Annotated in this window: 16 protein-coding genes; 7 read left to right on the top strand and 9 right to left on the bottom strand. The window is 66.8% G+C overall.

Annotation, left to right across the window (positions count from 1 at the left end; translation table 11 throughout):
• Positions 1 to 12 precede the first annotated feature (12 nt).
• The 3 genes from AC1RHV_RS15955 to AC1RHV_RS15945 all read right to left on the bottom strand — a co-directional run bounded on the left by AC1RHV_RS15955 (position 13) and on the right by AC1RHV_RS15945 (position 3,529).
• Positions 13 to 975, bottom strand: a complete 963-nt coding sequence (locus AC1RHV_RS15955; RefSeq protein ID WP_175212723.1) for a sugar ABC transporter substrate-binding protein — start codon at positions 973 to 975, stop codon at positions 13 to 15.
• Positions 976 to 994: 19 nt separating this feature from the next.
• Positions 995 to 1,936: an ABC transporter permease gene (locus AC1RHV_RS15950; protein WP_054458851.1), complete on the bottom strand. Its 942-nt coding sequence runs from the start codon at positions 1,934 to 1,936 to the stop codon at positions 995 to 997.
• 84 nt (positions 1,937 to 2,020) lie between these two features.
• The gene (locus AC1RHV_RS15945; protein ID WP_175212724.1) at positions 2,021 to 3,529 is read right to left on the bottom strand and encodes a xylulokinase; all 1,509 of its coding nucleotides are present in this window, start codon (positions 3,527 to 3,529) and stop codon (positions 2,021 to 2,023) included.
• Positions 3,530 to 3,867: 338 nt separating this feature from the next.
• Here AC1RHV_RS15945 and kce point away from each other — a divergent pair, with 338 nt between their 5' ends.
• Genes kce through AC1RHV_RS15930 form a run of 3 tightly spaced genes read left to right on the top strand, consistent with a single transcriptional unit; the run spans position 3,868 to position 6,872 of the window.
• On the top strand, positions 3,868 to 4,803 hold the full coding sequence (gene kce, locus AC1RHV_RS15940; RefSeq protein ID WP_492301305.1) for a 3,5-dioxohexanoate:acetyl-CoA acetone transferase: 936 nt from the start codon (positions 3,868 to 3,870) through the stop codon (positions 4,801 to 4,803).
• Positions 4,804 to 4,831: 28 nt separating this feature from the next.
• Positions 4,832 to 6,031 (top strand): ABC transporter substrate-binding protein, encoded by a 1,200-nt coding sequence (locus tag AC1RHV_RS15935; protein ID WP_125470299.1) that lies wholly within the window; start codon positions 4,832 to 4,834, stop codon positions 6,029 to 6,031.
• Positions 6,032 to 6,053: 22 nt separating this feature from the next.
• The gene (locus AC1RHV_RS15930) at positions 6,054 to 6,872 is read left to right on the top strand and encodes an SDR family oxidoreductase (RefSeq protein ID WP_119451694.1); all 819 of its coding nucleotides are present in this window, start codon (positions 6,054 to 6,056) and stop codon (positions 6,870 to 6,872) included.
• 9 nt (positions 6,873 to 6,881) lie between these two features.
• On the opposite strand, the gene AC1RHV_RS15925 is transcribed toward AC1RHV_RS15930, so the two are convergent.
• Both AC1RHV_RS15925 and AC1RHV_RS15920 read right to left on the bottom strand, forming a co-directional pair.
• Complete coding sequence (locus AC1RHV_RS15925) at positions 6,882 to 7,811, bottom strand: LysR family transcriptional regulator (protein ID WP_054458840.1); 930 nt, start codon at positions 7,809 to 7,811, stop codon at positions 6,882 to 6,884.
• A gap of 97 nt (positions 7,812 to 7,908) precedes the next feature.
• Entirely contained in the window at positions 7,909 to 9,438 is a 1,530-nt protein-coding gene (locus tag AC1RHV_RS15920) for a DUF1254 domain-containing protein (RefSeq protein ID WP_054458837.1), read from the bottom strand.
• A 144-nt stretch (positions 9,439 to 9,582) separates the two neighbouring features.
• On the opposite strand from AC1RHV_RS15920, the gene AC1RHV_RS15915 reads away from it, so the two are divergent.
• Positions 9,583 to 10,170, top strand: a complete 588-nt coding sequence (locus AC1RHV_RS15915; protein WP_192329575.1) for a hypothetical protein — start codon at positions 9,583 to 9,585, stop codon at positions 10,168 to 10,170.
• A gap of 21 nt (positions 10,171 to 10,191) precedes the next feature.
• On the opposite strand, the gene AC1RHV_RS15910 is transcribed toward AC1RHV_RS15915, so the two are convergent.
• The 3 genes from AC1RHV_RS15910 to AC1RHV_RS15900 form a co-directional block, all read right to left on the bottom strand.
• Complete coding sequence (locus tag AC1RHV_RS15910; RefSeq protein WP_192329577.1) at positions 10,192 to 11,853, bottom strand: hypothetical protein; 1,662 nt, start codon at positions 11,851 to 11,853, stop codon at positions 10,192 to 10,194.
• Between the two features lie 101 nt (positions 11,854 to 11,954).
• Positions 11,955 to 12,503, bottom strand: coding sequence for an ureidoglycolate lyase (locus AC1RHV_RS15905; RefSeq protein WP_054458830.1), 549 nt, complete (start codon positions 12,501 to 12,503; stop codon positions 11,955 to 11,957).
• The gene (locus AC1RHV_RS15900; protein ID WP_054458828.1) at positions 12,500 to 12,739 is read right to left on the bottom strand and encodes an Arm DNA-binding domain-containing protein; all 240 of its coding nucleotides are present in this window, start codon (positions 12,737 to 12,739) and stop codon (positions 12,500 to 12,502) included. Before AC1RHV_RS15900 ends, AC1RHV_RS15905 begins: the two co-directional genes overlap by 4 nt.
• A gap of 83 nt (positions 12,740 to 12,822) precedes the next feature.
• On the opposite strand from AC1RHV_RS15900, the gene AC1RHV_RS15895 reads away from it, so the two are divergent.
• Positions 12,823 to 13,203, top strand: a complete 381-nt coding sequence (locus AC1RHV_RS15895; protein ID WP_054458825.1) for a cupin domain-containing protein — start codon at positions 12,823 to 12,825, stop codon at positions 13,201 to 13,203.
• 8 nt (positions 13,204 to 13,211) lie between these two features.
• On the opposite strand, the gene AC1RHV_RS15890 is transcribed toward AC1RHV_RS15895, so the two are convergent.
• Positions 13,212 to 14,453 carry an MFS transporter gene (locus AC1RHV_RS15890; RefSeq protein WP_192329579.1) on the bottom strand — a complete coding sequence of 414 codons (1,242 nt, stop codon included), beginning with the start codon at positions 14,451 to 14,453 and terminating at the stop codon, positions 13,212 to 13,214.
• Between the two features lie 314 nt (positions 14,454 to 14,767).
• Between AC1RHV_RS15890 and AC1RHV_RS15885 the strand changes: the two genes are divergently transcribed.
• Both AC1RHV_RS15885 and AC1RHV_RS15880 read left to right on the top strand, forming a co-directional pair.
• Positions 14,768 to 17,857: a WG repeat-containing protein gene (locus AC1RHV_RS15885; RefSeq protein ID WP_492301299.1), complete on the top strand. Its 3,090-nt coding sequence runs from the start codon at positions 14,768 to 14,770 to the stop codon at positions 17,855 to 17,857.
• Positions 17,854 to 20,724 carry a WG repeat-containing protein gene (locus tag AC1RHV_RS15880; protein WP_492301297.1) on the top strand — a complete coding sequence of 957 codons (2,871 nt, stop codon included), beginning with the start codon at positions 17,854 to 17,856 and terminating at the stop codon, positions 20,722 to 20,724. The genes AC1RHV_RS15885 and AC1RHV_RS15880 overlap by 4 nt, the downstream gene beginning before the upstream one ends.
• Positions 20,725 to 20,729: the final 5 nt, after the last annotated feature.

Genomic DNA, 20,729 nt, shown 5'->3' with positions numbered 1-20,729 from the left:
GGCTCTTGGCTCTTACTTGGCGGGTTGCAGGAATTTCTGGACATTGCTGGCGTCGACCAGGACGGAGTCCATGAAGAGGTAGGGCCCGGCGGCGATGCTTTCCCTGGGTTCCTTCTTTACGACGATCCGGTCGATGGCGTAGATGGCCTTGGTGCCCATCTGCTCGAAGGGAATCATCATGGTCGCTGTGATGAGACTGTTGGGATCGGCGATGCGGCGGTAGGTCTCCGGGCTGCCGTCGACGGACACGAGCGTGATGTCGCCCTTTTTCATGCCCTGGGCCTGCAGCAGATCGTCGATGACATAGGCCTGGCCGTCGAACGAGGCCCAGATACCCTTGAACTGGCCCTGATGGCGCAGCAGCAGCGCCTGCATGCCGTTGCGCACATCGTCGCGCCAGCTCTGGGTGCGGGCCATGCTGAACTTGGCCAGGTCCTTGACGGCGGTGTTCTCGGTCAGGACGGCGTCCAGCATCTTGCCGCGGATGCGGGTGCCGGAGTTGCCGTCGAAGCGGGCGGACAGAATGTTGCCCTGGTAGCCCATCTTGCCCAGCATATAGAGGACGGACTGGGCGCCAGTGGCGTATTCGTTGACCTCGACGTCGAACAGCATGTGGGGGCTGGCGCCGGACATCACGCCGACGACGGGTATGCCCTTCTCCTTGGCGGCCTGCAGCTGCGCGTCGGTTTCCACGGGCTTGCCCATGGCGATGACGATGGCGTCGACCTTCTTGTTGACCAGGGTGTCGAGCTGTTCGGCCAGCTTGGGCAGCGAGCCTTCGGCGTTCAGCTGGGTCACGGTCCAGCCCTTGGAGCGGGCGGCTTCGGCAGCGGCGTTGGCGACGCGCGCGTGGGTTTCCGAAGACATCTGGAACGCGACGATGCCCACGTCGAAGGCGTGCGCCGCCGCGCCCATGGCCAGGGCCGGCACCGAAAACGCGGCCAACAGCAGATTGCGCATCAAGGATTTACGCATGGTTCTCTTCCCCTTCCGATCAGAATTTGAAGGCCGCTTTCTTCAGCACGGCCGATGACACCGCGACGGACGCGATGATGATGAAGCCCAAAACGATGTCCTGCACGTAATACGGCGCACCCATGAGGACCAGGCCGTTGCCCAGCACCTTGAGGATCAGCGCGGCGACCAGCGTGCCGGGTATGTTGGCATGGCCGGGGTTGAACATGGTCATGCCCAGCAGCACCGCGGCGATGGCGTACAGGAAGTAGTCGCCGGCCATATTCGGCGCGGCCGAAGACAGGCTGGACGTGAGCAGCACGGCCGCCAGCCCCGCGCACAGGCCTGAAAGCGCCAGGCCTATGCTTTTCATGGCACGTATGTTGATGCCGGCCAGCCGCGCGGATTCGCCGGCCTCGCCGGTGGCGGTCATGCGGGCCCCGGTGCGGGTCCATTTCACCAGGAAGAACGCCAGCAGCACGGCGCCCAGCATCCACAGCACCAGGGCAGGAATGCCGAAGGGCTTGCCGCGCGCCAGGTCGGTGAAGGCGGCGGGCCAACGGCCCACATAGGACACGCCGTCGGTCAGCATGAAGGCGAAACCGCGCGCCATGGCTGCCATGCCCAGCGTCGCGATCAGCGAGGGCACGCGCAGCCGCGTGACGGCGATGCCGTTCACGAGGCCGCACAGCAGGCCTACGCCCAGGCCCGCGCCTATGGCCAGGAGCACCGGCTGGCCGGTATGCACCAGGGCGCCCGTGACGACCGCCGCGAGGCTGGCGACGTCGGCCACCGACAGGTCCAGTTCGGCCGTGACCAGCGCCAGCGTGAAGCCGATGGCAATGATGGCCAGGAAGCTGGTTTCCTTGGCGATGTTCAGAAGATTATTGGGCGCCGCGAAATTCGGGGCTGCCAACGCGAAGAAAACCACCAGGACCAATCCCGCGATTGCCGTGCCGTACTTTTCCAGGATGCCGCGCATCGACTCAACCCTTGCTGCGTTTTGCTTGTTATGTGGGCGCGTCGCTGCGCCCCGCTGATGGCGAGGTAGTTTATACCTGGGCCATCAGCCCATGTCGATGCCGGCCAGCGCGCGCGATACTGGCGCCAGCGCGGCTTCCGCGGCGCGGAACTGGCGGTACATGCGGCGATAGGCGTGCGCCCGCTCGGCCTGGGGTTCATAGCGTTGCGCCACGCGCACCAGCGCGTCCTGGGCGGCCGCGAAGCTGCCGTAGCGTCCCAGGCCCGTCCAGGCGGCGACCGCCGCGCCCAGCACGCCGGGCTGTTCGGCCTGGCCGACCACCAGAGCGCGTTCGCAGATATCGGCCTTGACCTGGCACCACTGGGCATTGGACGCCGCGCCGCCGCCGAAGCGGATTTCTTCCACGGGACTGCCCAGCGCGCTTTCGGCGCGCTCCAGCACGATGCGGTTGAGAAAGGCCACGCCTTCCAGCACGGCCCAGGCCAAGTCGCCGGGGCCGTGGCGACGGTTCAAGCCCAGGAAGGCGCCGCGCAGGTGCGGATCCCAATACGGCACCCGTTCGCCTTGCAGATAGGGCAGGAACAGCGCCGGTTGCGGATCGCGCGGCGCATCGAGCAAGGCGTCCATGGCCTCGCCCACCCCGGCCATGCCTTCGTCGCCCAGGCGGCCCAGCAGCGGCAAGAGCCACGCCACCGTATCCGCGCCATTCTGGCCTGGCCCGCCAATCTGATGATGTCCGCCGCCCCAGTCCACCGTCATCAGGCCTTGCGCCTGCACCGGCTCGGCGCCCACGGCGCCGAAAACTTCGGTGGTGCCGGAGATGTTGTAGGCGTAACCCGGCCGCAGTGCGCCCAGGCCGGCCACGGCCGCCCAGGTGTCGTTGGCGCAAGCCACGACAGGACGTCCCGACAGACGCGCCAACGCGCCCGATAGACCCTTTTGCACGACGCCTACGACCTCCAGCGGATCGAGCAGGCGCGGTACCCAGGCCGGATTGGCCCCCACCGCCGTCAGCAGGTCGGCACAGTCCGGTCCGGCCGTGGCGGCCGCCGCCAGGCGCGCCATCGACACGGTGTCGCTCACGGTGCGTCCGGTCAGGCGGAAATTCAGATAATCCTTGGGTTCCAGCACCAGCCGCACCCGCGCCGCGTGCTCTGGCTCTGCGTGCAACAGCCAGGCCACGCGCGCCCAGGGATGGAAGGCGTTGATCTGTCCATGCTCGGGATGGGAGGACGGCATGGACGCGAGCCACGCGCCCACGTCCGCCGCCGCGCGCGTATCGCGCCAGGTGATCGCCGGCCGGATGGCAGCGCCGTGCGCATCGATGAAGACCTGCGTGCGCGTGACGCCGCAGATCGCGATGGCCTCTACCGCACTGAAAGCGGCGTCCGCCTGCGCCGCCAGCGCATCGGTCAGGGCTTGCAGCCCGTTCCACCAGGCATCGGCGTCGATCTCGTCCCAGCCAGGATGAGCGGCGGGGCTGGCACGCGCCGGACTTTCGATGAAGCACGAATGCGCGATGCCGCCGCGATCGTCCACCAACGCGGCGCGAAAGCGCGTGCCACCCAGATCCACTGCCAGGACGTAGCTCATGCCGGCACCTGCATCAGGCGGATCTGGCCGCGCCCGGGCTGCATGGCCCGCAGCGGGCGGAGGGTCTGGATATCAAGCATGGGAGGCGGCTTCTGCGTGATCGGATGGCCGTCGGAACGGGCGTTCCGGCATAGGCAAATTGTAGTCCTGTCAGGGCTCGCGCGCAGCGCTGGCGTCCAGCGTCGCTGCACCGCAGCACCGGAAATCCTATCAATTGATTATTTCTGTTCAGGTGACACGGGCAGCGGGCGTGGGACAGAATGGCCCACACCCGGAGGAGACAACCGGGGCCATGAAAACCATCAAGAACGCATGCGCAAGCGCGCAGCCCGAGGCCCATGAAAAAGTCCAGGAACAAGGTCATCATTACCTGCGCCATCACCGGATCGGTCCATACGCCGTCAATGTCGCCCCATCTGCCCGTCACGCCCGATGAGATCGCGCAGTCCGCGTTGGATGCGGCCAAGGCCGGCGCCGCCATCGTGCATCTGCATGCGCGCCAGCCCGATACCGGGCAGCCTACCCAGGACCCCGCGCTGTATGCGCAGTTCCTGCCCCGCATCAAGAACGCTTCGGACGTGGTGATCAACATCACCACGGGCGGCTCGCCCGTGCTGCCGCTTGCCGACCGCATGGCGCCCGCGCTGCAATTCAAGCCCGAGGTGGCCTCGCTGAACATGGGTTCGATGAACTTCGGCATGTATGAACTGCTGGAGCGATTCAAGGAGTTCAAGCACGCCTGGGAACGTCCGTATCTCGAAGGCAGCAATGACCTGATCTTCAAGAACACCTTCAAGGACATCGAGCGCATCCTGACCTCGTGCGGCGACAACGGCACGCGCTTCGAGATCGAGTGCTACGACATCGGGCACCTGTATACGGCGGCGCATTTCGTCGACCGCAAGCTGCTCAAGCCGCCCTTCCTGATCCAGTCCGTGTTCGGCATACGCGGCGGCATCGGCACGCATCCCGAAGACGTAATGATGATGAAGCGCACCGCGGACCGCCTGTTCGGCGACGACTACATCTGGTCGGTGCTGGCCGCCGGACGCAAGCAGACGCCGCTGGCGACCATGGCGGCCACCCTGGGCGGCAACGTGCGCGTGGGCCTGGAGGACTCGCTTTGGGACGGGCCGGGAGAATTGGCGCACTCGAACGCGGACCAGGTGCGGCGCATCCGCCGCATCCTGGAAGACCTTTCGCTACAGGTTGCCACGCCCGACGAGGCGCGCGAAACGCTGCAATTGAAGGGCCGCGACAACGTCGCGTTCTGAACCAGATCCATCCAGTGGGGAGACAGACATGAAAAAGACATTGTGCGCAGCCGCGCTCGCGACGCTGTTGGGGACGGCCGGCATGGCGCAGGCCGACGACGGCGTGATCCGCATCGGCTTCATCACCGACATGTCCGGCCTGTCGGCGGATGCCGACGGCCCGGGCGGAGCCGAGGCGATCAAAATGGCGGTGGCGGACCTGGGCGGCGTGGTGGCGGGGAAAAAGGTCGAGGTGCTGGTGGCAGACCACCAGAACCGGGCCGACATCGCCTCGTCCAGGGCGCGCGAATGGCTGGACCAGAAGGGCGTGAACATGCTGATTGCGGGCGCCAATTCCGCGGCAGCGCTGGCGATGGCGAAAGTGGCCGAAGAAAAGAAGACGCCGTTCTTCGTGGTGAGCGCGGGCGCCTCCGAGCTGACGAATTCGCAATGCACGCCCTACACCGTGCACTATGTGTACGACACGGTTTCGCTGGCGCGCGGCACGGCCCGCGCGATGATGAAGGAAGGCAACAAGGACTGGTACTTCCTGACGGTGGACCACGCCTTCGGACACGCGCTGGAGCGCGATGCCTCAGCGGTGGTGCAGGCCGACGGCGGCAACGTCAAGGGGCGGGTCCGGCACCCGCTGAACGCGGCGGATTTCTCTTCCTTCATCCTGCAGGCGCAGGCATCCGGCGCATCGGTGCTGGGGCTGGCGAACTCGGCCAGCGACACCAGCAATGCCGTCAAGGCAGCCAATGAATTCGGCCTGACGCCCAAGATGAAGATCGCGGGCCTGCTGGTATTGATTACGGACGTGCACGCGCTGGGACTGCAAGCCGCGCAGAACATGTATCTGACCACGGCCTGGTACTGGGACCAGGACGACGCCTCGCGCAAGTGGGCCGCGCGCTTCGAAGCCGCCATGAAGAAAAAGCCGTCGATGCTGCAAGCCGGCGACTATTCCGCCGCCACGACCTATCTGAAGGCAGTGGAAGCCACCAAGAGCACCGATGGCGACACCATCATGAAATGGCTGAAGGCGAATCCGGTCAATGACTTCTTCGTGAAGGACGGAAAGATCCGCGCCGACGGCCTGATGGTGCACGACATGTTCCTGATGCAGGTGAAGAGCCCGTCGGAGTCGAAGGCGCCCTGGGACTACTACAAGCTGGTGGCCCGCGTGCCGGGCGATCAGGTCTATACCTCGCCGGCGGAATCGACCTGCCGTTTGATGAAGCCCTGAGCCGTAACGGCAAGGATCTGGCATGACTATGAAGAACGTTGTTCCGGGGGACATTTCCGCGTTGCCCGTGGATCTGTCCGGCAAGCGCGTCATCGTGACCGCGGGCGCCGCCGGTATCGGCGCGGCAATCGCCGCCGCATTCGCGGACCGCGGCGCCAAGGTGCACGTCTGCGATGTGGATGGGCAGGCGCTGGCGGCCTGCCCTCACCCCTGGTCGCGCGCCGACGTGAGCCGGCGCGAAGAGATCGATCGCTATATGCAGGAAGCGCTGGCGCAGCTGGGCGGCCTGGACGTGCTGGTCAACAACGCCGGCATCGCCGGCCCCACGGCAGGGATCGCGGACATCCAGCCGCAGGAACTGGACGCCACGCTGGACATCAACCTGGCATCGCAATTCCACACGGTGCGGCATGCGCTGCCGGCGCTGCGTACGTCGGGCGGCGGCAGCATCATCAACATCAGTTCGGTGGCGGGCCGCATGGGCATCCCCATGCGCACGCCCTACGCAGCGACCAAATGGGGCGTGGTGGGCTTGACGCGTTCGCTCGCGGTCGAACTGGGCGGCCATGGCATCCGCGTCAACGCGCTGCTGCCCGGACTGGTGGCGGGGCCGCGGATCGACCGCGTGATCGAGGCGCGTGCCCGGAACATGGGCCTGACCGTGGAAGAAGAGACCCGGCTGGAGTTGGCCGGCGTCAGCCTGCGGCAGTTCGTGCGGGCCGCCGACATCGCCAACATGGCTTTGTTCCTGGCCAGCCCGTTCGGAGCGATGATCAGCGGGCAGGCGATCAGCATAGACGGCGACCTGCAATCGCTGCCCTGGCAGCCGCCGGCGGAGTAAGGCCGCCGTCTACTCCAGCAACTGGACCGTATGCGCATAGACGCCCTGGCGGCGGTCCTGAGCCGTGGCGCGCAGGGCGTCCAGCAGCCGCTCGGCCAGGTCCTGGCCGCGCTCTTCCTTGCGGGTGATGAGGTAGAAATCGAACCACTGCCGCGACGCCAGGGGCCGGGCGACCAGATCGGGATAGGCCGCCACGATGTCCCAGGCGGAGAGCGCATTGACCAGGCTGATGCCCCGGACCGCCCGCACCGTGCCGGGCAGCAGCGACATGTGCGCCCGCATGCCGGAACTCAGCAACAGCGTGTCCGCGATGTCGCCCTGGGCCACTACATAGTCGGACCACAAGGGCTTCACATAGGTGTCTGGCGGTATATCGGCCGCCGCGATGGTGTCGCGCCCAGCCAAGGGGTGGTCGCGATGCGCGATGGCCATGACGTCGGCGCGCAGAAACGGCGTGAACGCCAGGCGGGCGCTGTCGCGCTCCACCGCGCCCAGGCCGAAGTCCGCGCGCATGGTTTCGACCGCGCTGATGGCCTGCACGGATGATTCGATGTCGATGGAAAAAGGCCGGGTGCCGTTGGCGTCCAGATAGCGCCGCACCGCGTCGGGCGCGTAGCCCAGCGCCAGCGCGGGCGAAGACGCGATGCGCAGGCCGCGCCCGCCGAATTGTTCGATGCTGTGCAGGGCCTCGTCGATGCGGACCAGCTCGTCCAGCACGAACTTGGCCTCGCTGTACAGGTACTGTCCGGCCTCGGTCGGACGCAAGGTCTTGTGGGACCGGTCAAACAGCTGCACGCCGGTCGCGCCTTCCAGGCGGGATATCGCGTGGCTGACCGCCGGCTGCGTCAGGTGCATGGACTGCGCGGCCTGCCGGGTCGATCCGGTCATGACCACCGCGTAGAAAATGCGCAGGTCGTGAATATTGAAATTGCGCTTCATGCGGCGCGAGCCTCCCTGGGTGGTCGGTTGCCCGACTGCGCCCGGCCGGACGTCGATGGCCGGCCTGCGCGAGGCCTTCTTGTAGCCCAGACCGCCGCTAGTGTCGAACCTGGAGCGGGGAAGGCGCGGACCGCGCCTGCGGCGCCTGTCTGGCCCGTTCAATCTGCGGCGAAGTCCACTTGCCTTCCAGCAGCGCGGGCTTGGGCCAGTAGTACCTCAACGTGACCATGAAGGGCCCCGCCGGCGCGGGCAGCCAGTTGGACTCCTTGCCCTTGCCGGGCGACTCCGACTGGATGTAGATCGTGATGCCGCCATCGCGATCGCGTTTGAGCGACGGCAGCATGGACGAATTGATCAGGTACCGCTTGAGCGGATTGGACGCCAGCAGCTGTTCGGGCAGGCGATACATGGTCATGGACCAGAATGCGTTGACGGGCGGCAGGCTGCGCGGGGCGAAGCGCAAGGTGTATTTGTTGCGGCCGTCCAGCGGCTGGCCTGTGCTGTCGTTTTCCAACACGGGATAGAGCGCTTCCTCGCGGCTGTTGCCGCCGATGCCGACCTGCGTGCCGGTGGCGCGTGCGAGGTAATCGTTCTTCAGCGTATTGCGGTCCCCGAAGAGTCGATCGGTCTTGCCATTCAAGGCCTCGCGGTTCTTGTCGATATCGTTCTGGCCGTCGTGCATGCCTTCCTGCAAGGCGCGGCGCAACGCGGGGTTCATGCTGTTGAAGTCGAACTCCCGGCCGGGTTCCAGGCCGATGCTGGCAAAGCGTTCGCGCAATGATTGTTCCGAAGAATGGGTCGGCGCGAACTGCAGCAGGAAGGCAAGCTGGTTGTAGAACTCCAGCGAACTGCGCATCTGCGCGGGCGGCTCGGGCGCTATCCAGTCCACCGCCGGCGCCGGTTCCGGCGCGCGCTGCTTGCGGTAGGCGGACAGCGTCTGGATCTTGTAGCGTGACTGGATGCGCTTGACGTTGGGCAGGTCGCCCGCATTAAAGAGCTGGGTGCGCCCGACCAGATTGACCAGATCGGTCTCCGACCGGATTACCTTGGTGATGCCTGCCGGCGCCTTGCCCTTCCAGCGCGGGCCGGCCACCAGGAACCGGCCGCCGCCATTGCCCGTGCTGCGGCTGCCGATGTAGGCGAAGTTGTAGGTGTACAGGTCCATCAGCTGCAGCACGAAGTAGCGGCGCGGCTCCATGGCGGGCACGGTGATGACCACGGGTTCGGCGCGCAGGTCCAGCACCGCGAAGGTGTACGGCGTGTCGGCGTTGGGCGTGACGAAGGCGGTGTCTTCGGGCGTGAAGACGCGCGCGACGTTGTTGACCGTATTGAACGGACCTTTGTACTGGGGGTTGTTCTTGTCGATGCTGAAGGCATGCATGGTCTGGTAGCTTGCGACCATGGGCGTGCCGTAGAGATAGGCTTCGCGGGCGATGGCGCGCGCCTGCTGCGCGGTGACGCCGTCGATGCCTACCGATTGCGAACCGCTCGAATCATGGGAGTTGAAGGCGCATCCCGCCAGTCCGCCCGCCAGCGCGGCCGCGACCATCAGGCGCGCCGCCATCAGCGCGGGACCGCTGCCGCGGACCTTGGAGGAAAATCCAGTGCTACTCTGGCTATCGCGCATCCGGTGCTCCAACACAACACTGCGTGAGGTTGGCGACGCCCATGCGGCCGGCATCGCATTCAAAGCGTAAAGTCCGGGGAATTCTGGCATATTTCCTGGCGATGTAGAAGAAACAGCGAGCCAGAACAGGAACAGCACCAACCCATGCATACGCAAGATCCGGCCGCGGAATACCCGCAGATGAACATACGCGCGTCCTCTTACTTCGTGCTGCAGGCGACGCATGCGTGCACGCGCTGCGGCGAAGAAACGCCGGTGCACGCCCTGGCGGTGCCGCCCGGCCATCAATGCACGGAAGCCGACATCGAGCTGGACGAAGCCGATGCCGACAGCCCCGGGCTGAGCCCCACGGATTTCAGCACGTGGCTGTTCAGCCCGCCGCAATGGCTGGATATTGCCGATCCCGCGCTGATTTCCCAGACCGGGCTGCTGTCGCCCGCGGTGGCGCAGGCCATGCAGGCACTGTCTCCCCACTACCGCCAGAACCCCGACAACCAAGGGCAATGGACCAACTTTTGCGCCCACTGCGGCAAGCCGATATGGGAGGGCGATCTATACCCGACACCGGGCCAGGCTTTCAGCCCCGCGGACGCCGAGGCGGCCGCGCGGATCCAGGTCCGCAAGGTGGAAGAGCCATTCGAGGCCTACTACGGCATGTGCTGGACAGCCAACTACCGCAACAAGTGGCCGCTGTTCGCCCGCCTGGGCTACGAATACAGCGAAGCGGATTGACGGCGAGGGCGGCTCCGCACTCTAGCGGGACGCCTTGCCCGCCACGAATTCCAGCCCCTGCCTGGCCACGTCGAACACGGGGTAGGCCAGCGACTGCATCTTGATCATGGTGTCCAGCACCGCCGTCAACACCGGCTGCCCGCCCGCGGCTTGCGTCCACGCCTGGTAGGTGGGATGCGAGGTCAGCGGCGTGCTGATGGCCGCGCGCGCCAGCAGGCAGACCAGCAGCACCGCGGCCAATAGCGCCCCCGCCTTGACCAGCGGACTCCTGAAGCGCCAGCCGCTCGCAAGCTGCGCCAGCAGCAGGCTGGTCTTGCCGATGTGGACCAGGGCGCCCAGCAGCGACAGCGTCAGGGCGAACACGGGCGCGATCATGGCTTCATAGGCCTTTTTTCCTTCGGCCTCGCGCTTGCCGCCGGCGCCGTAGTCGCGGGCCTGGCTGCGGTAGTCCTGCAGGCGGTCCATGGTGCGGCCGGCCAGCACCGGCTGGTAGTAGCGCTTGTTGAATTCGTCCGCCGAGATCACGGCCAGCGTCAGGCGCGCCACCTTGTCCGGATAGCCCAGGCTTATGCGCCATTTCTTCTGCACGACCGGATGCGCGGCAAACGCCTCCAGCCCCAGGTTGGGCGGCATGCCTTCCAGTTCGCGTTGCAGCGCCTCGTCCATCTGCTTGCGGTACTTCTGCTGCGCCAGGCGCACGAAGTAGGCTTTGTCGCCGGTGCGCCAGGAATCGGGCACGTCCAGCCCCATCTTGCGCACTTCGTCCCGCACGCGCGGCGCCACGAAGCCGGGTACCAGCTCGCCGCTGCGGTCGCGCAGGCGGGCGCGGCCCCACTTGCGGTTCTTGGCGTCCAGCCGGTCCAGGTAGTGTTCCCAATCGCGCTCGGCGCGCGCCGGGATTCGCGCCAGTTCTTTCTGGTGGTTCTGGATGCCGCGCTCGTAGAAGTATTTGTGGCGGCCGCGGATATCTTCCTGGCTGTCGACGAAACGCTGGTACTCCGCGTCCCGCCCGCCCACGTTCTGTTCGATCACGGCGCGCACCACCTCGGGCGCGATCGCCATGGTCTGCCGGCGCGCCGCGTCGGATTGCGCGGCCATGTAGGACACCACGCCCACGAAAGCCTTGCCGGCCACCGACTGTGCGTTCTCGTCGGCCCATAGCCCATCGAGCATGCTGGCGCTTACGGTGCCGGTGGCCAGCCCTTGACGCAGCAAGGCGCCAGTAACGGCGGCGGCGCGGCTTTCAGCGGTGGAGCTGTCCACCAGGGAGTCGATCAGCTTGCGCTCCCCCTGATACACCGCGGTGATGATGGCCAGCGACACAACGATCAACAACGGCACCGTGATCCGCCATCGGCGGGTGCGCGCGAAAATGACGGGCCAGACCAGCAGGGCCACGGCAAAGCCCGAAATCAGGCGTCCCCATGCCTCGGCCGTGTCCACGCGGTTGCTGGCGTTTTCAGACATCACGTCCAGCAGCCAGGCGCTGAAGCTGAATTCGATGTAGAGATACAGCAGCGTGACCACGGTCAGGACACGCAGGCCGCGGGCCTTGGGATCGCGAGTCAGGAAGCGCTGGCGCAGGCGCTGCCAGCGGGTGGGCGGCGGATTGGGTGTTTGGGTGGCCTGCTTTATCTTGGCTGCGAGATTTCGTCTCAGCGCCTCGATCGATACTTCACTCATGGGGGAATTCTTGGGTTGCTATGACCGGAGGCGGCAGTCTGCCATCCCGCCTGCCTGCCGGTAAGCGGGAATACGCCGCGACTAGCGGCGAAGATCAGCGTTTAGGCGGCCTGGGCCTGGGCTTCGAGCCGTTGGACCGGAATCGCGACAATGGCGCTTTCGCTGGCGGAAGCATCCGTGGTCAGGTGCTGGATCAGGTCCACTGTGGTGGAACGGCGGGTCAGCATCAGGCAGGTGACTTCCTCGTCCGTGACGCGCGTGGCGTGCCAGCAGCCGGGGCGCATGCAGACGCCCTGCCCCTGCGGCACGCGGAATGCCGCGAGCGTGGCCAGGTCCGGACTGCCGTCAGCCGCGCTGCGCGCCACGACCTGGATGATCTCGCCCGTCAGCGGCACGATGGCCTGCTGCGTCAGCAGATGCTTTTCCAGGCTGGAGATTTCAAAGGACTGGCTGCGGTAGTTGACCCACAGCAGCTCGGCGTCGCCGCCGGCGCCGGTGTTGAACAGATGCTCCTGCCAGAAGTCAGTATCCGGATTGGAGAACAGCGGCACGCCATTACCGTCCGGCATGGGCTTGCCCAGCATCCAACCGTAGGCCCTGAAGGCGTCCGGTGTCAGATCGTTGATGTCCAGCTGCTTGTCGCTCGTCATGCGGAACCCTGTGGTGGCTTGGTCGCGCCGCCGCGCTTGGGAAACTCGGCGTCGTAGTCGAATTCGCCGCGCGCGATGGCCTCGAGGATGGCGGCCCGCCTGTCGGCGGCGCGCTTGAGGTTGGCGGCGGTGGGCTTGGCCCGGATGCGTTCGACGCAATGCCGGCCTTCATAGAAGAAGCCGATCTCGATGGAAGACTCGGACGCGGGCCTGACCCCGTCGAATCCCTGGCGCATCGCCCTCTCCTGTTATAGCCGATGAAGATGCACATGATATCGCTTTACACTGGCCCGACACTCCTCACCCCAGGAAGCGCAACATGACTACCAATCTGTCGTCGCACTATCTCCTGCTGGACGCCTCAGGCGCCTGTAGTGCCGTCGAAGGCGGCAACGCCTTCTGGTCGCAGCCCGAAGAGGAACTGGAGCGGTTCGGCCGCGGCTGGCTGGTGTCCGAATACGCCTTCGAAAAGGACTGGCCGCAATGGGAAATGCACCCGCAGGCCGACGAGGTCTTGCGCCTGATCGAAGGCGCCGCGGAATTGCGGCTGGAATGGCCGACGGGCGAGCAGGCCGTGCGGATGCAGGCGGGCGACGCCTATGTGGTCCCCAAGGGCATCTGGCACACGCTCAAGGTGGCCGGTCCCTGCCGCATGCTGCACATCACCATGGGCGCGGGCACGCAGCACCGGCCGCTGTAGGCCACCCGCTATCCGGGCGCGCCCGCGGTGCGGACGCGGGGAATCTCGCGGTCGTCTATCGGCCAATGCAGCGCCGCCGACAGCACGCCCAGCGCCATCGCGCCCAGCCAGATCAGGTCGTAGGACCCCGTGGCCTCGAACACCACGCCGCCCAGCCACACGCCCAGGAAGGAACCGAGCTGGTGGCCGAAGAACACGAAGCCGAACAGGGTCGTGATGTAGCGCACGCCGAACACCTGGGATATCAGCCCGTTGGTGAGCGGCACCGTGCCCAGCCAGACAAAGCCCATGACCGCCGCGAACACATATACGGTCCACGACGACAGCGGCAGCAGCACGAACAGCGCGATGGCGGCCGTGCGCAGCAGGTAGATGCCGGCCAGCAGGTACTTGCGGCGGTGGCGTCCGCCCAGGACGCCGCAGACATAAGTGCCCATGACGTTGGTCAGCGCGATGATGGCCAACGCCGCCACCGCGTCGGACGCGCGCAGGCCTTTGTCCATCAGGTAGGCGGGCAAATGCGTCCCGATGAAGGCCAGCTGGAAACCGCAGGCCAGGAAACCCAGGTTCAGCAACCAGAAGCCGGGCTGGGCGAAGGCCTCGCGTATGGCCGCGGACATGGACAGCCCCGCCTCGCCCGCGGACGCGCCCTGCTCCCGGCCGGGAGACTCCCGCAGCGGCCAAGCCAGGGGCAGCAGCACGGCCAACGCCAGCGCGAACGACAGCAGGGCCGCGATCCAGCCCCAGCCGCTGATCAGCCATTGCGCGGCCGGCACCATGGTGAACTGGCCCAGGCCGCCGACGGCGCCCGCCACGCCCAGCGCCCAGCTGCGGCGCTCGGGCGCCACCAGCCGGCTGAGCGCGCCGTAGATCGCGGCAAACGCAGTGCCGGACAGCGCGATGCCTATGCATACCCCGGCGGTCCACAGGAACCCGGCGGGCGTAGTGGCATGCGCCATGCCTACCAACCCCAGCGCATAGAACACCAGCCCGCCCGCGATCACCTTGGCCGAGCCGTAGCGGTCGGCAATCATGCCGGTAAAGGGCTGGACCACGCCCCAGGTCAGGTTCTGCACCGCCAGCGCCATGGCGAAGGTCTCGCGGCTCCAGCCCCGGTCCATCGTGACGGGCAGGAGGAACAGGCCCTGCACGTGGCGCACGCCCAGCGCCAGGCCCATGATGACGCCGCCGGCCAGCACCAGCAGCAATAGCTGAGAAGCATCCAGTGAAGACTTGCGCAGGACGGGCATGGCGGACCTCGGCAGTGGAACGTCGCCTGCGTGCGAGCAGGCACCGGCGTCCATTACAGGGCCGCAGGACGCGCGCATCAACCGATTATTTTTTGTCCGCTGCATGCATGGCGGGAATGCCAGCGCTGCCCCTTTCCGGACAGCGGCGGCAGTGTTGTTAACGGTTTGTTTTCTACAGTTACATTTGCCGCGCAATTGCCCGCTGACGCTGGTTACAGTGCTGCCTTTCCCATCATTCTTGGCAGGCATACGACCATGTGGCACGCCCAGCCCGGCCTTTACGCTTGCGCGGTTGCAGCCCGCGCCGCTGCACAATGAAGACCCCGCTCGCCCTCAAACCCCTGGCGCTGGCCGTGGCGCTGGCCGCCCTGCCCGTCGTGCCCGGCGCGGCGCAGGCCAGGTCCAACTGGATCGACCAGTGCGCCCCTGGCTACAACGAATACAACGGCGCCAACCTGGAATGCCAGCAGGCCTTCCACGAAGGGCTGGCCGCCGTGCTGACCGGATCGGCCGATGACGACGCCGGCCGCTGGGGCTATCTCGACAAGCGAGGCCGCATGGCCATCGCGCCGTCCTTCCAGGAGGCCAAGTCCTTTCAGAACGGCCTGGCCGCCGTGAACCAGGATGGGCTATGGGGCTATATCGATACGCAAGGGCAATGGGCGATCAAGCCGCGCTTTTCCGAGGCAACGGGCTTTAACGCCGAGGGTTCCGCACTGGCCGAGGAAGACGGGCACGATGTGCTGATCGACCGCAAGGGCAACATCATCAAGACCTTCGAGCTGGGCACGCGCTCGTGGGGCTTCCAGCGGGGGCAGAAGCTGGCATCGATGGAGATGCCCATGCCGCCGCGCCTGTTCAATACCGCAACCGGCAAGGCGGCGACGCTGCCTGCCGGCGTCATGGCGCTGGCCGCGCCCAGCGGCGGCTACCTGCCCGCCCAGTTGCGCGATTCGCGCTACAGCGGCTGGTGGGGGCTGCTGGACGAGCAGGCCCGCTGGGCGATCGCGCCGGACGTGTTGCGCGCCCGCGAGCCCGCATTGCGCGACGGCGACGTGCTGGCGGTGAGCCGCGACGCAGGCTGGACGTTCGTGGATCCGCGCGGCAAGACCATCCACAAGCAGCGCTATGAGCACGTGCAACTGGCGGGGCCTGGGCTATGGCTGGTCAAGCAGAAAGGCGCGGGCAAGGCGCTGCTGTTGAACGCCAAGCTCGGCGTCCAGCATGCATTCAAGGGCAATTACATCGGCCTGGATGAACGCGAGGGCTGGCGCGTCATGATCGATGACGAAGCCGTGCTGCTGATCGATCCCGCCGGCAATTTCCGCAAGATAGACGCGCGCCATGGCCGCGTGCAGCTGAGCAACGGACTGGCCTGGGTGACGGCTTCCCTGCCACCGCGCGCCGTGGATATGGCGGTCGACGCGGCCGAGGCCGCGGCAGTGGCAGCCGATGCCGCAGCGGCCGGCGCCGCCGCGGTCCCTGACGACGGTCCCGGAGAGGCGGTGGAGGCCTCGGCCGACGCCGCAATTGCGGCGCAGGAGGCGGTCGCCGCGGCAGCCGCGGCCTCGGAAGCCGAGACCGTGGCCGTCGACGTCGCCACGCCTGCCGCAATGGACGTGGCCGCCGCCGCAGTGGACGCCGCCGCGCAAGCGACGAGCGCGGATGCCTCGCCCGACACCGGCGGCGGCCTGCTGCAGATCTATACGCGCGAAGGCAAGCCGCTGCTCGACGCCGACACCGTCGCACGCCTGCAGGACTACGACATCAGGGCCTTTTCCGCGCGCGAGTCCACACACGGCCGGGCCTTCGCGGACAGCTTGCCGCTGGCCCTGTTGCGGCCCCTGGACTATACGCAGCCTCTCGGCATACTGACGTCCAAGGGCAAGATCGTGACCAACCCGGACTGGGAGGACATGTCCAGCTACGACGTGACCATGCCCTTGCCGGTGCGCGCCGCCAACGGCAAGTATGGCGCCATCGACGCCGACGGCAACTGGGCTGTGCAGCCGCGCTACAGCGTCATCCATCCGTTCCGCGGCGGCTACGCGCAGGCGGGCGCGGGGCGCAACCGCAGCGACGGCGACCAGTTGATCGACGCCCGAGGCAAGGCCGTCGCGGTCCCTGCCGAGATACTGGACGGCGCCAGGTACTTCGATGGCGAACTGATCCAGTACCGCGCGCCGGACGAAAACCGCGAGAACCGCTGGGGCATCTGGAATGTCGCCAAGGGTGCGCCCGCCGTCAAGCCGGTGTACGAAAGCATGGAGAAGTTCGAAGACGATTGGACCAAGGTCCAGCACCAGGACCGCTGGGGCGTCATGAACCGCGAGGGCAAATGGGTGGTGCCCGCCACGCAGGACAGCTCGTACAAACTCGAATACCTGGGCAACGGCCTCATGCTGGTCGAGGACAACGCTCCCGGACAACGCTCCCGCAGCTCTTTCGACACCACCTACCGCCTGGTGAACCTGCGCACCGGCAAGCCCAGCGAGCCCGTGACCGGCAAACCTGAGCGCCTGAAGGACGGACGCTACCTGGCCGCGCTGGCGGGCGGCGGAACCATGTTGTTCGACGCCAAGGGCGGCGCCACGCGAGTCTCCGACGGCCGAGCCAAGCGCACGGAGCTCTACCAGCACTGGCTCTACATCGAACATGACGACCGCGAGGGCGCCATCGATGCCCGCGGCAACATGAAGGTTCCCGCCATCTACGGCGAGTTCAATCCCTTCTTCGCGCAGCCCGAGGGACTGGCGCGCGCCTACAACGGCTCCGACTACCGCGTGATCGACCAGGACGGCAAGACCGTGCTGGGCAAGCTGGGCGACGGCTCGCCGCTGGCAACCATGCAGCGCATCGTGTTCCACGACTCGGAAAATTCCGTCAGCATCATGACGGACCTGCAGGGCCGCGAGATCACGCGCATCGACGGCACCTACAGCGTGGAAGACCGCAGCGCCAACGAAGGCGTAGCCCCCTATCGCAGCCGCTCGGGCAACGGCAGGCACGGCTTCATCGATGCCAACGGCAAGCGCATCGTGGGACCGCACTTCGACACGCTGGGCCCGCTGAACAACGGCCTGGCGGTGGCGCGCCGCCTGCAGTATTCCGGCACGCTATATGGCTACATCGACCTGACGGGACGCTATGCGATTCCGCCCGTCTTTACCTGGGCCGGAAACTTCAGCGAAGAACGCGCGCTGGTCCGCAGCAACCATCAGGGCCGGAACACGCAGTACATCGATACCAAGGGCGTGCCCATCGCCACGTTCACCGAGGTATGCGACACGGTGACCATCCTGGACGACCAGGGCAGGATCACCTGGCCGCAGCAGAAAATGGATTGCCCCGTGGCCGACAAGTTCGAACTCGCCCCCGACAACGCCAAAGCGAAACAACCATGAAGTCACGCGCGATACGCACCACCCGCCTTGCCTGCGCGCTGGCCGCGCTGGGCGCGTCCCTGTCGGCGCATGCGCAATACTCGTACTGCATCGAGGAAAAGCCCTACAGCGTCGCAGCCGACGACGACATCAGTCCCTACGCCAACGGCTGCATCCGCACGCTGGCGGACCAACGCGCCGCAGTGCTGCTGCCCTCCGCGCTGGTGAACATCGACCGCGTGCCGCGCGATCATTCGCTGCGCCGCCATGCCTGGGGTTTCCTGGACCAGAACGGCCGGCTGGCGATTTCGCCCATCTTCGAAGCGGTGGGCGATTTCCGTCACGGCCTGGCCGCGGTGAAATGGAAAGGCAAGTGGGGCTTCATCGACACCAAAGGCCGGATGGCGGTGCCGCCGCGCTATGACGCCGTGCAGGACTACGCCGAGATCGGCCTGACCGTGGCCATACTGGACGGCCGCTATCTATTGATAGACCGCAAGGGCCAGCCGGTGGGCGCACCGTTGGACGAAGGCGTGCAGTCCTTGCACGTGGGCGCGGGCGTGCCGGCGCTGGCGACGGTGGAATACAAGCCGGAGTACCGCTCCAGCACCGGCGAACGCCGTTACAGCGATGCCGGCGTCAGCATCATCAAGTCCTATGGCAACGGCCTGTACATCGCCACCAACAAGGAAGGCCGGTACGGCCTGGTGGACCGGGACTGGAAGTGGGTGCTCGAGCCCGACTATCAGGACATCTCGGTGCCGGGCGAAGACGGCTCGATGGCCGTCGCCTATGCCGACGGCGGTGCGCTGCTGCTGGACCTCGATGGCAAGCCCGTGGGCGCTGACCAGGGCTATCGCAGCCTGATGCCCGTGACCAAGGCATTCTGGAGCGCCGAGCTCGGCCGCGGTTCCTATGTGGTGCTGGATAGCGGCGGCAAGCCCGTCGTTACGCTCAAGTCCGCCGAAGCGCAGGAATCGCAGCGCCACGGCGACGCCATCGTCTACCCCTCGGGCGGCAAGCAGATGGCGCTGGTTCCGGGGCGCGCGGAGCCGCTGACGCTGGGCGCGGGCCTGTTCGTGGCCGAGGACCAGAACGGCTACGTGCTGTTCTCGAACGAAGACCGCGTACCGGTTGGCCTGTTGACGCCGATGGGCAACTGGCTGCACGGCGAAACGGCGCCCGCCTGGCTCAAGGACACCGGCAGGATGGTGGTCAGCCAGGGCAAGCTGTGGCTCTTCAAGCAGGAAGGCGAACTGCTCAACGTGCTGGACGATGAAGGCCGCCTGCTGCTCAAGCCCGAAACGGTGGAAGCCGCCAAGAGCCGCTCGCTCAAGGAGCTGCCGCTGGACATACCCGGCAGCGCACTGGGCCTGCTGGCCCAGGACCACTGCCAATGCACCGAGGACGGCGCCGGCCTGCTGCTGGCCGACGGCGGCATTGCCTCCGACCCGGCCTGGCGCAGCATCATCCCGCTGGACGGATCCGACGAGGATTACGGCGTGCAGGCGGATGCGGAAGCCGCCGGACTCAAGGCGGAGCAGCTGCGCTACGCAGCCCAGACCGCCGCAGGCCTGCTGCTGCTCGATGCCGTGGGCAAGCCCATGGATCTGCCCGCGCAGCAGCACATCGGGCCGTTCCGCCATGGTTACGCACCGGCCTACGCCGATGGCGTGAGCCGCATGCTGGACCGCAGTGGCAAGACCTACGACCTGCCCCGCGACTTCTTCGAAGCGCAGATCGTCGCCCCCGGCGTGGTCCGTTTCCTCAAGACCGCAGCCGAGGGCTCGCCCTGGGGCCTGTACGACTTCGTCGCCGGCAAGGAAATCGCCGCGCCCGCGTTCCAGGACATCGGCCTCTTCCAGGACGGCCAGGCGGTCGCCTCGCTGGGCCAGGATCGCGTCGGGATCATCGACCTTAAGGGCAAGTGGATCGTGCCGCCCAGCCACCACAGCGCGGAACGCATCACCGCCAAGATCTGGAAGCTGCGCCAGGCCGGCCCGCTGCAGGAAGAGTACGAACGTCCCACCGCCGTCTTCAACGCCGAGGGCCGCGCGCTGACCGCCTTCCGGCCCAAGCTCTCGGTCGGCGTGGACAGCGAAGGCTCAATCGCAGCCAGCGACGACAAGCACCGCTGGACCATTGCGCCTGACGGCTCGCAAGCGGTGGACATGGAAGACGCGGACTACGTGCGCATGGGCGACTGGACGGTGCTGCGCCGCCAGCCGCGCCAAGGCTATCTGGACAGCCAGGGGCAATGGCAGATCGCGCCGTCCTCGGCCGTCGCCGGCGCCTTCCGCGGCGCCCCCGCCCGCGCCCTGCTGACAGGCGAAGACGGTCCGCGCCTGATCGACGACCAGGGCAAGACCGTGACCGCGTTGCCCGCCGGCGAATGGCGCTGGCCGTTGGGCTCCGACATGCTGCTGCGGCATTACTACGCGGGCAACCGGGAGATGACCGACTACACCGGCCTGGACGGCAAGAAGCGGCTTTCCGTCGAAGGCCTTGCGTCAGCCTATTCCGAAGGGCGCGCGGTAACGCGCGTGTCCAACCGCGGCATGCGCGCGCTGGACGGCAAGGGCGCGCTGTCCGGCCCGGCATTCGACGCGCTGGGCCCGCTGCGCGAAGGCCTGGCGCCGGTCGGCATCGATAGCGGCTACGGCTACGTGGATGCGCAGGGCAAGCTCGCGATCGCCGCGGATTACCGGGTGGTCGCGCCATTCAGCAAGGGCCGCGCGGTGGTATCCACGCTGGAGCAATCGATGATCATCGATCCCTCCGGCAAACAGGTGGCGCGCGTGGAAATGGAATGCGGCATGCGCACGCTGTACGGCTCGCACAACCAGCGGCTGTGGCCGCTGAGCCTGCCGAGCCGCTGCCCCCGCTAGCGTCG

Source organism: Achromobacter sp. GW823-FHT04E03, from assembly GCF_058796095.1.
Note: the sequence above shows the minus strand (reverse complement) of the source record. Positions and strands in the feature narration are given on the sequence as shown.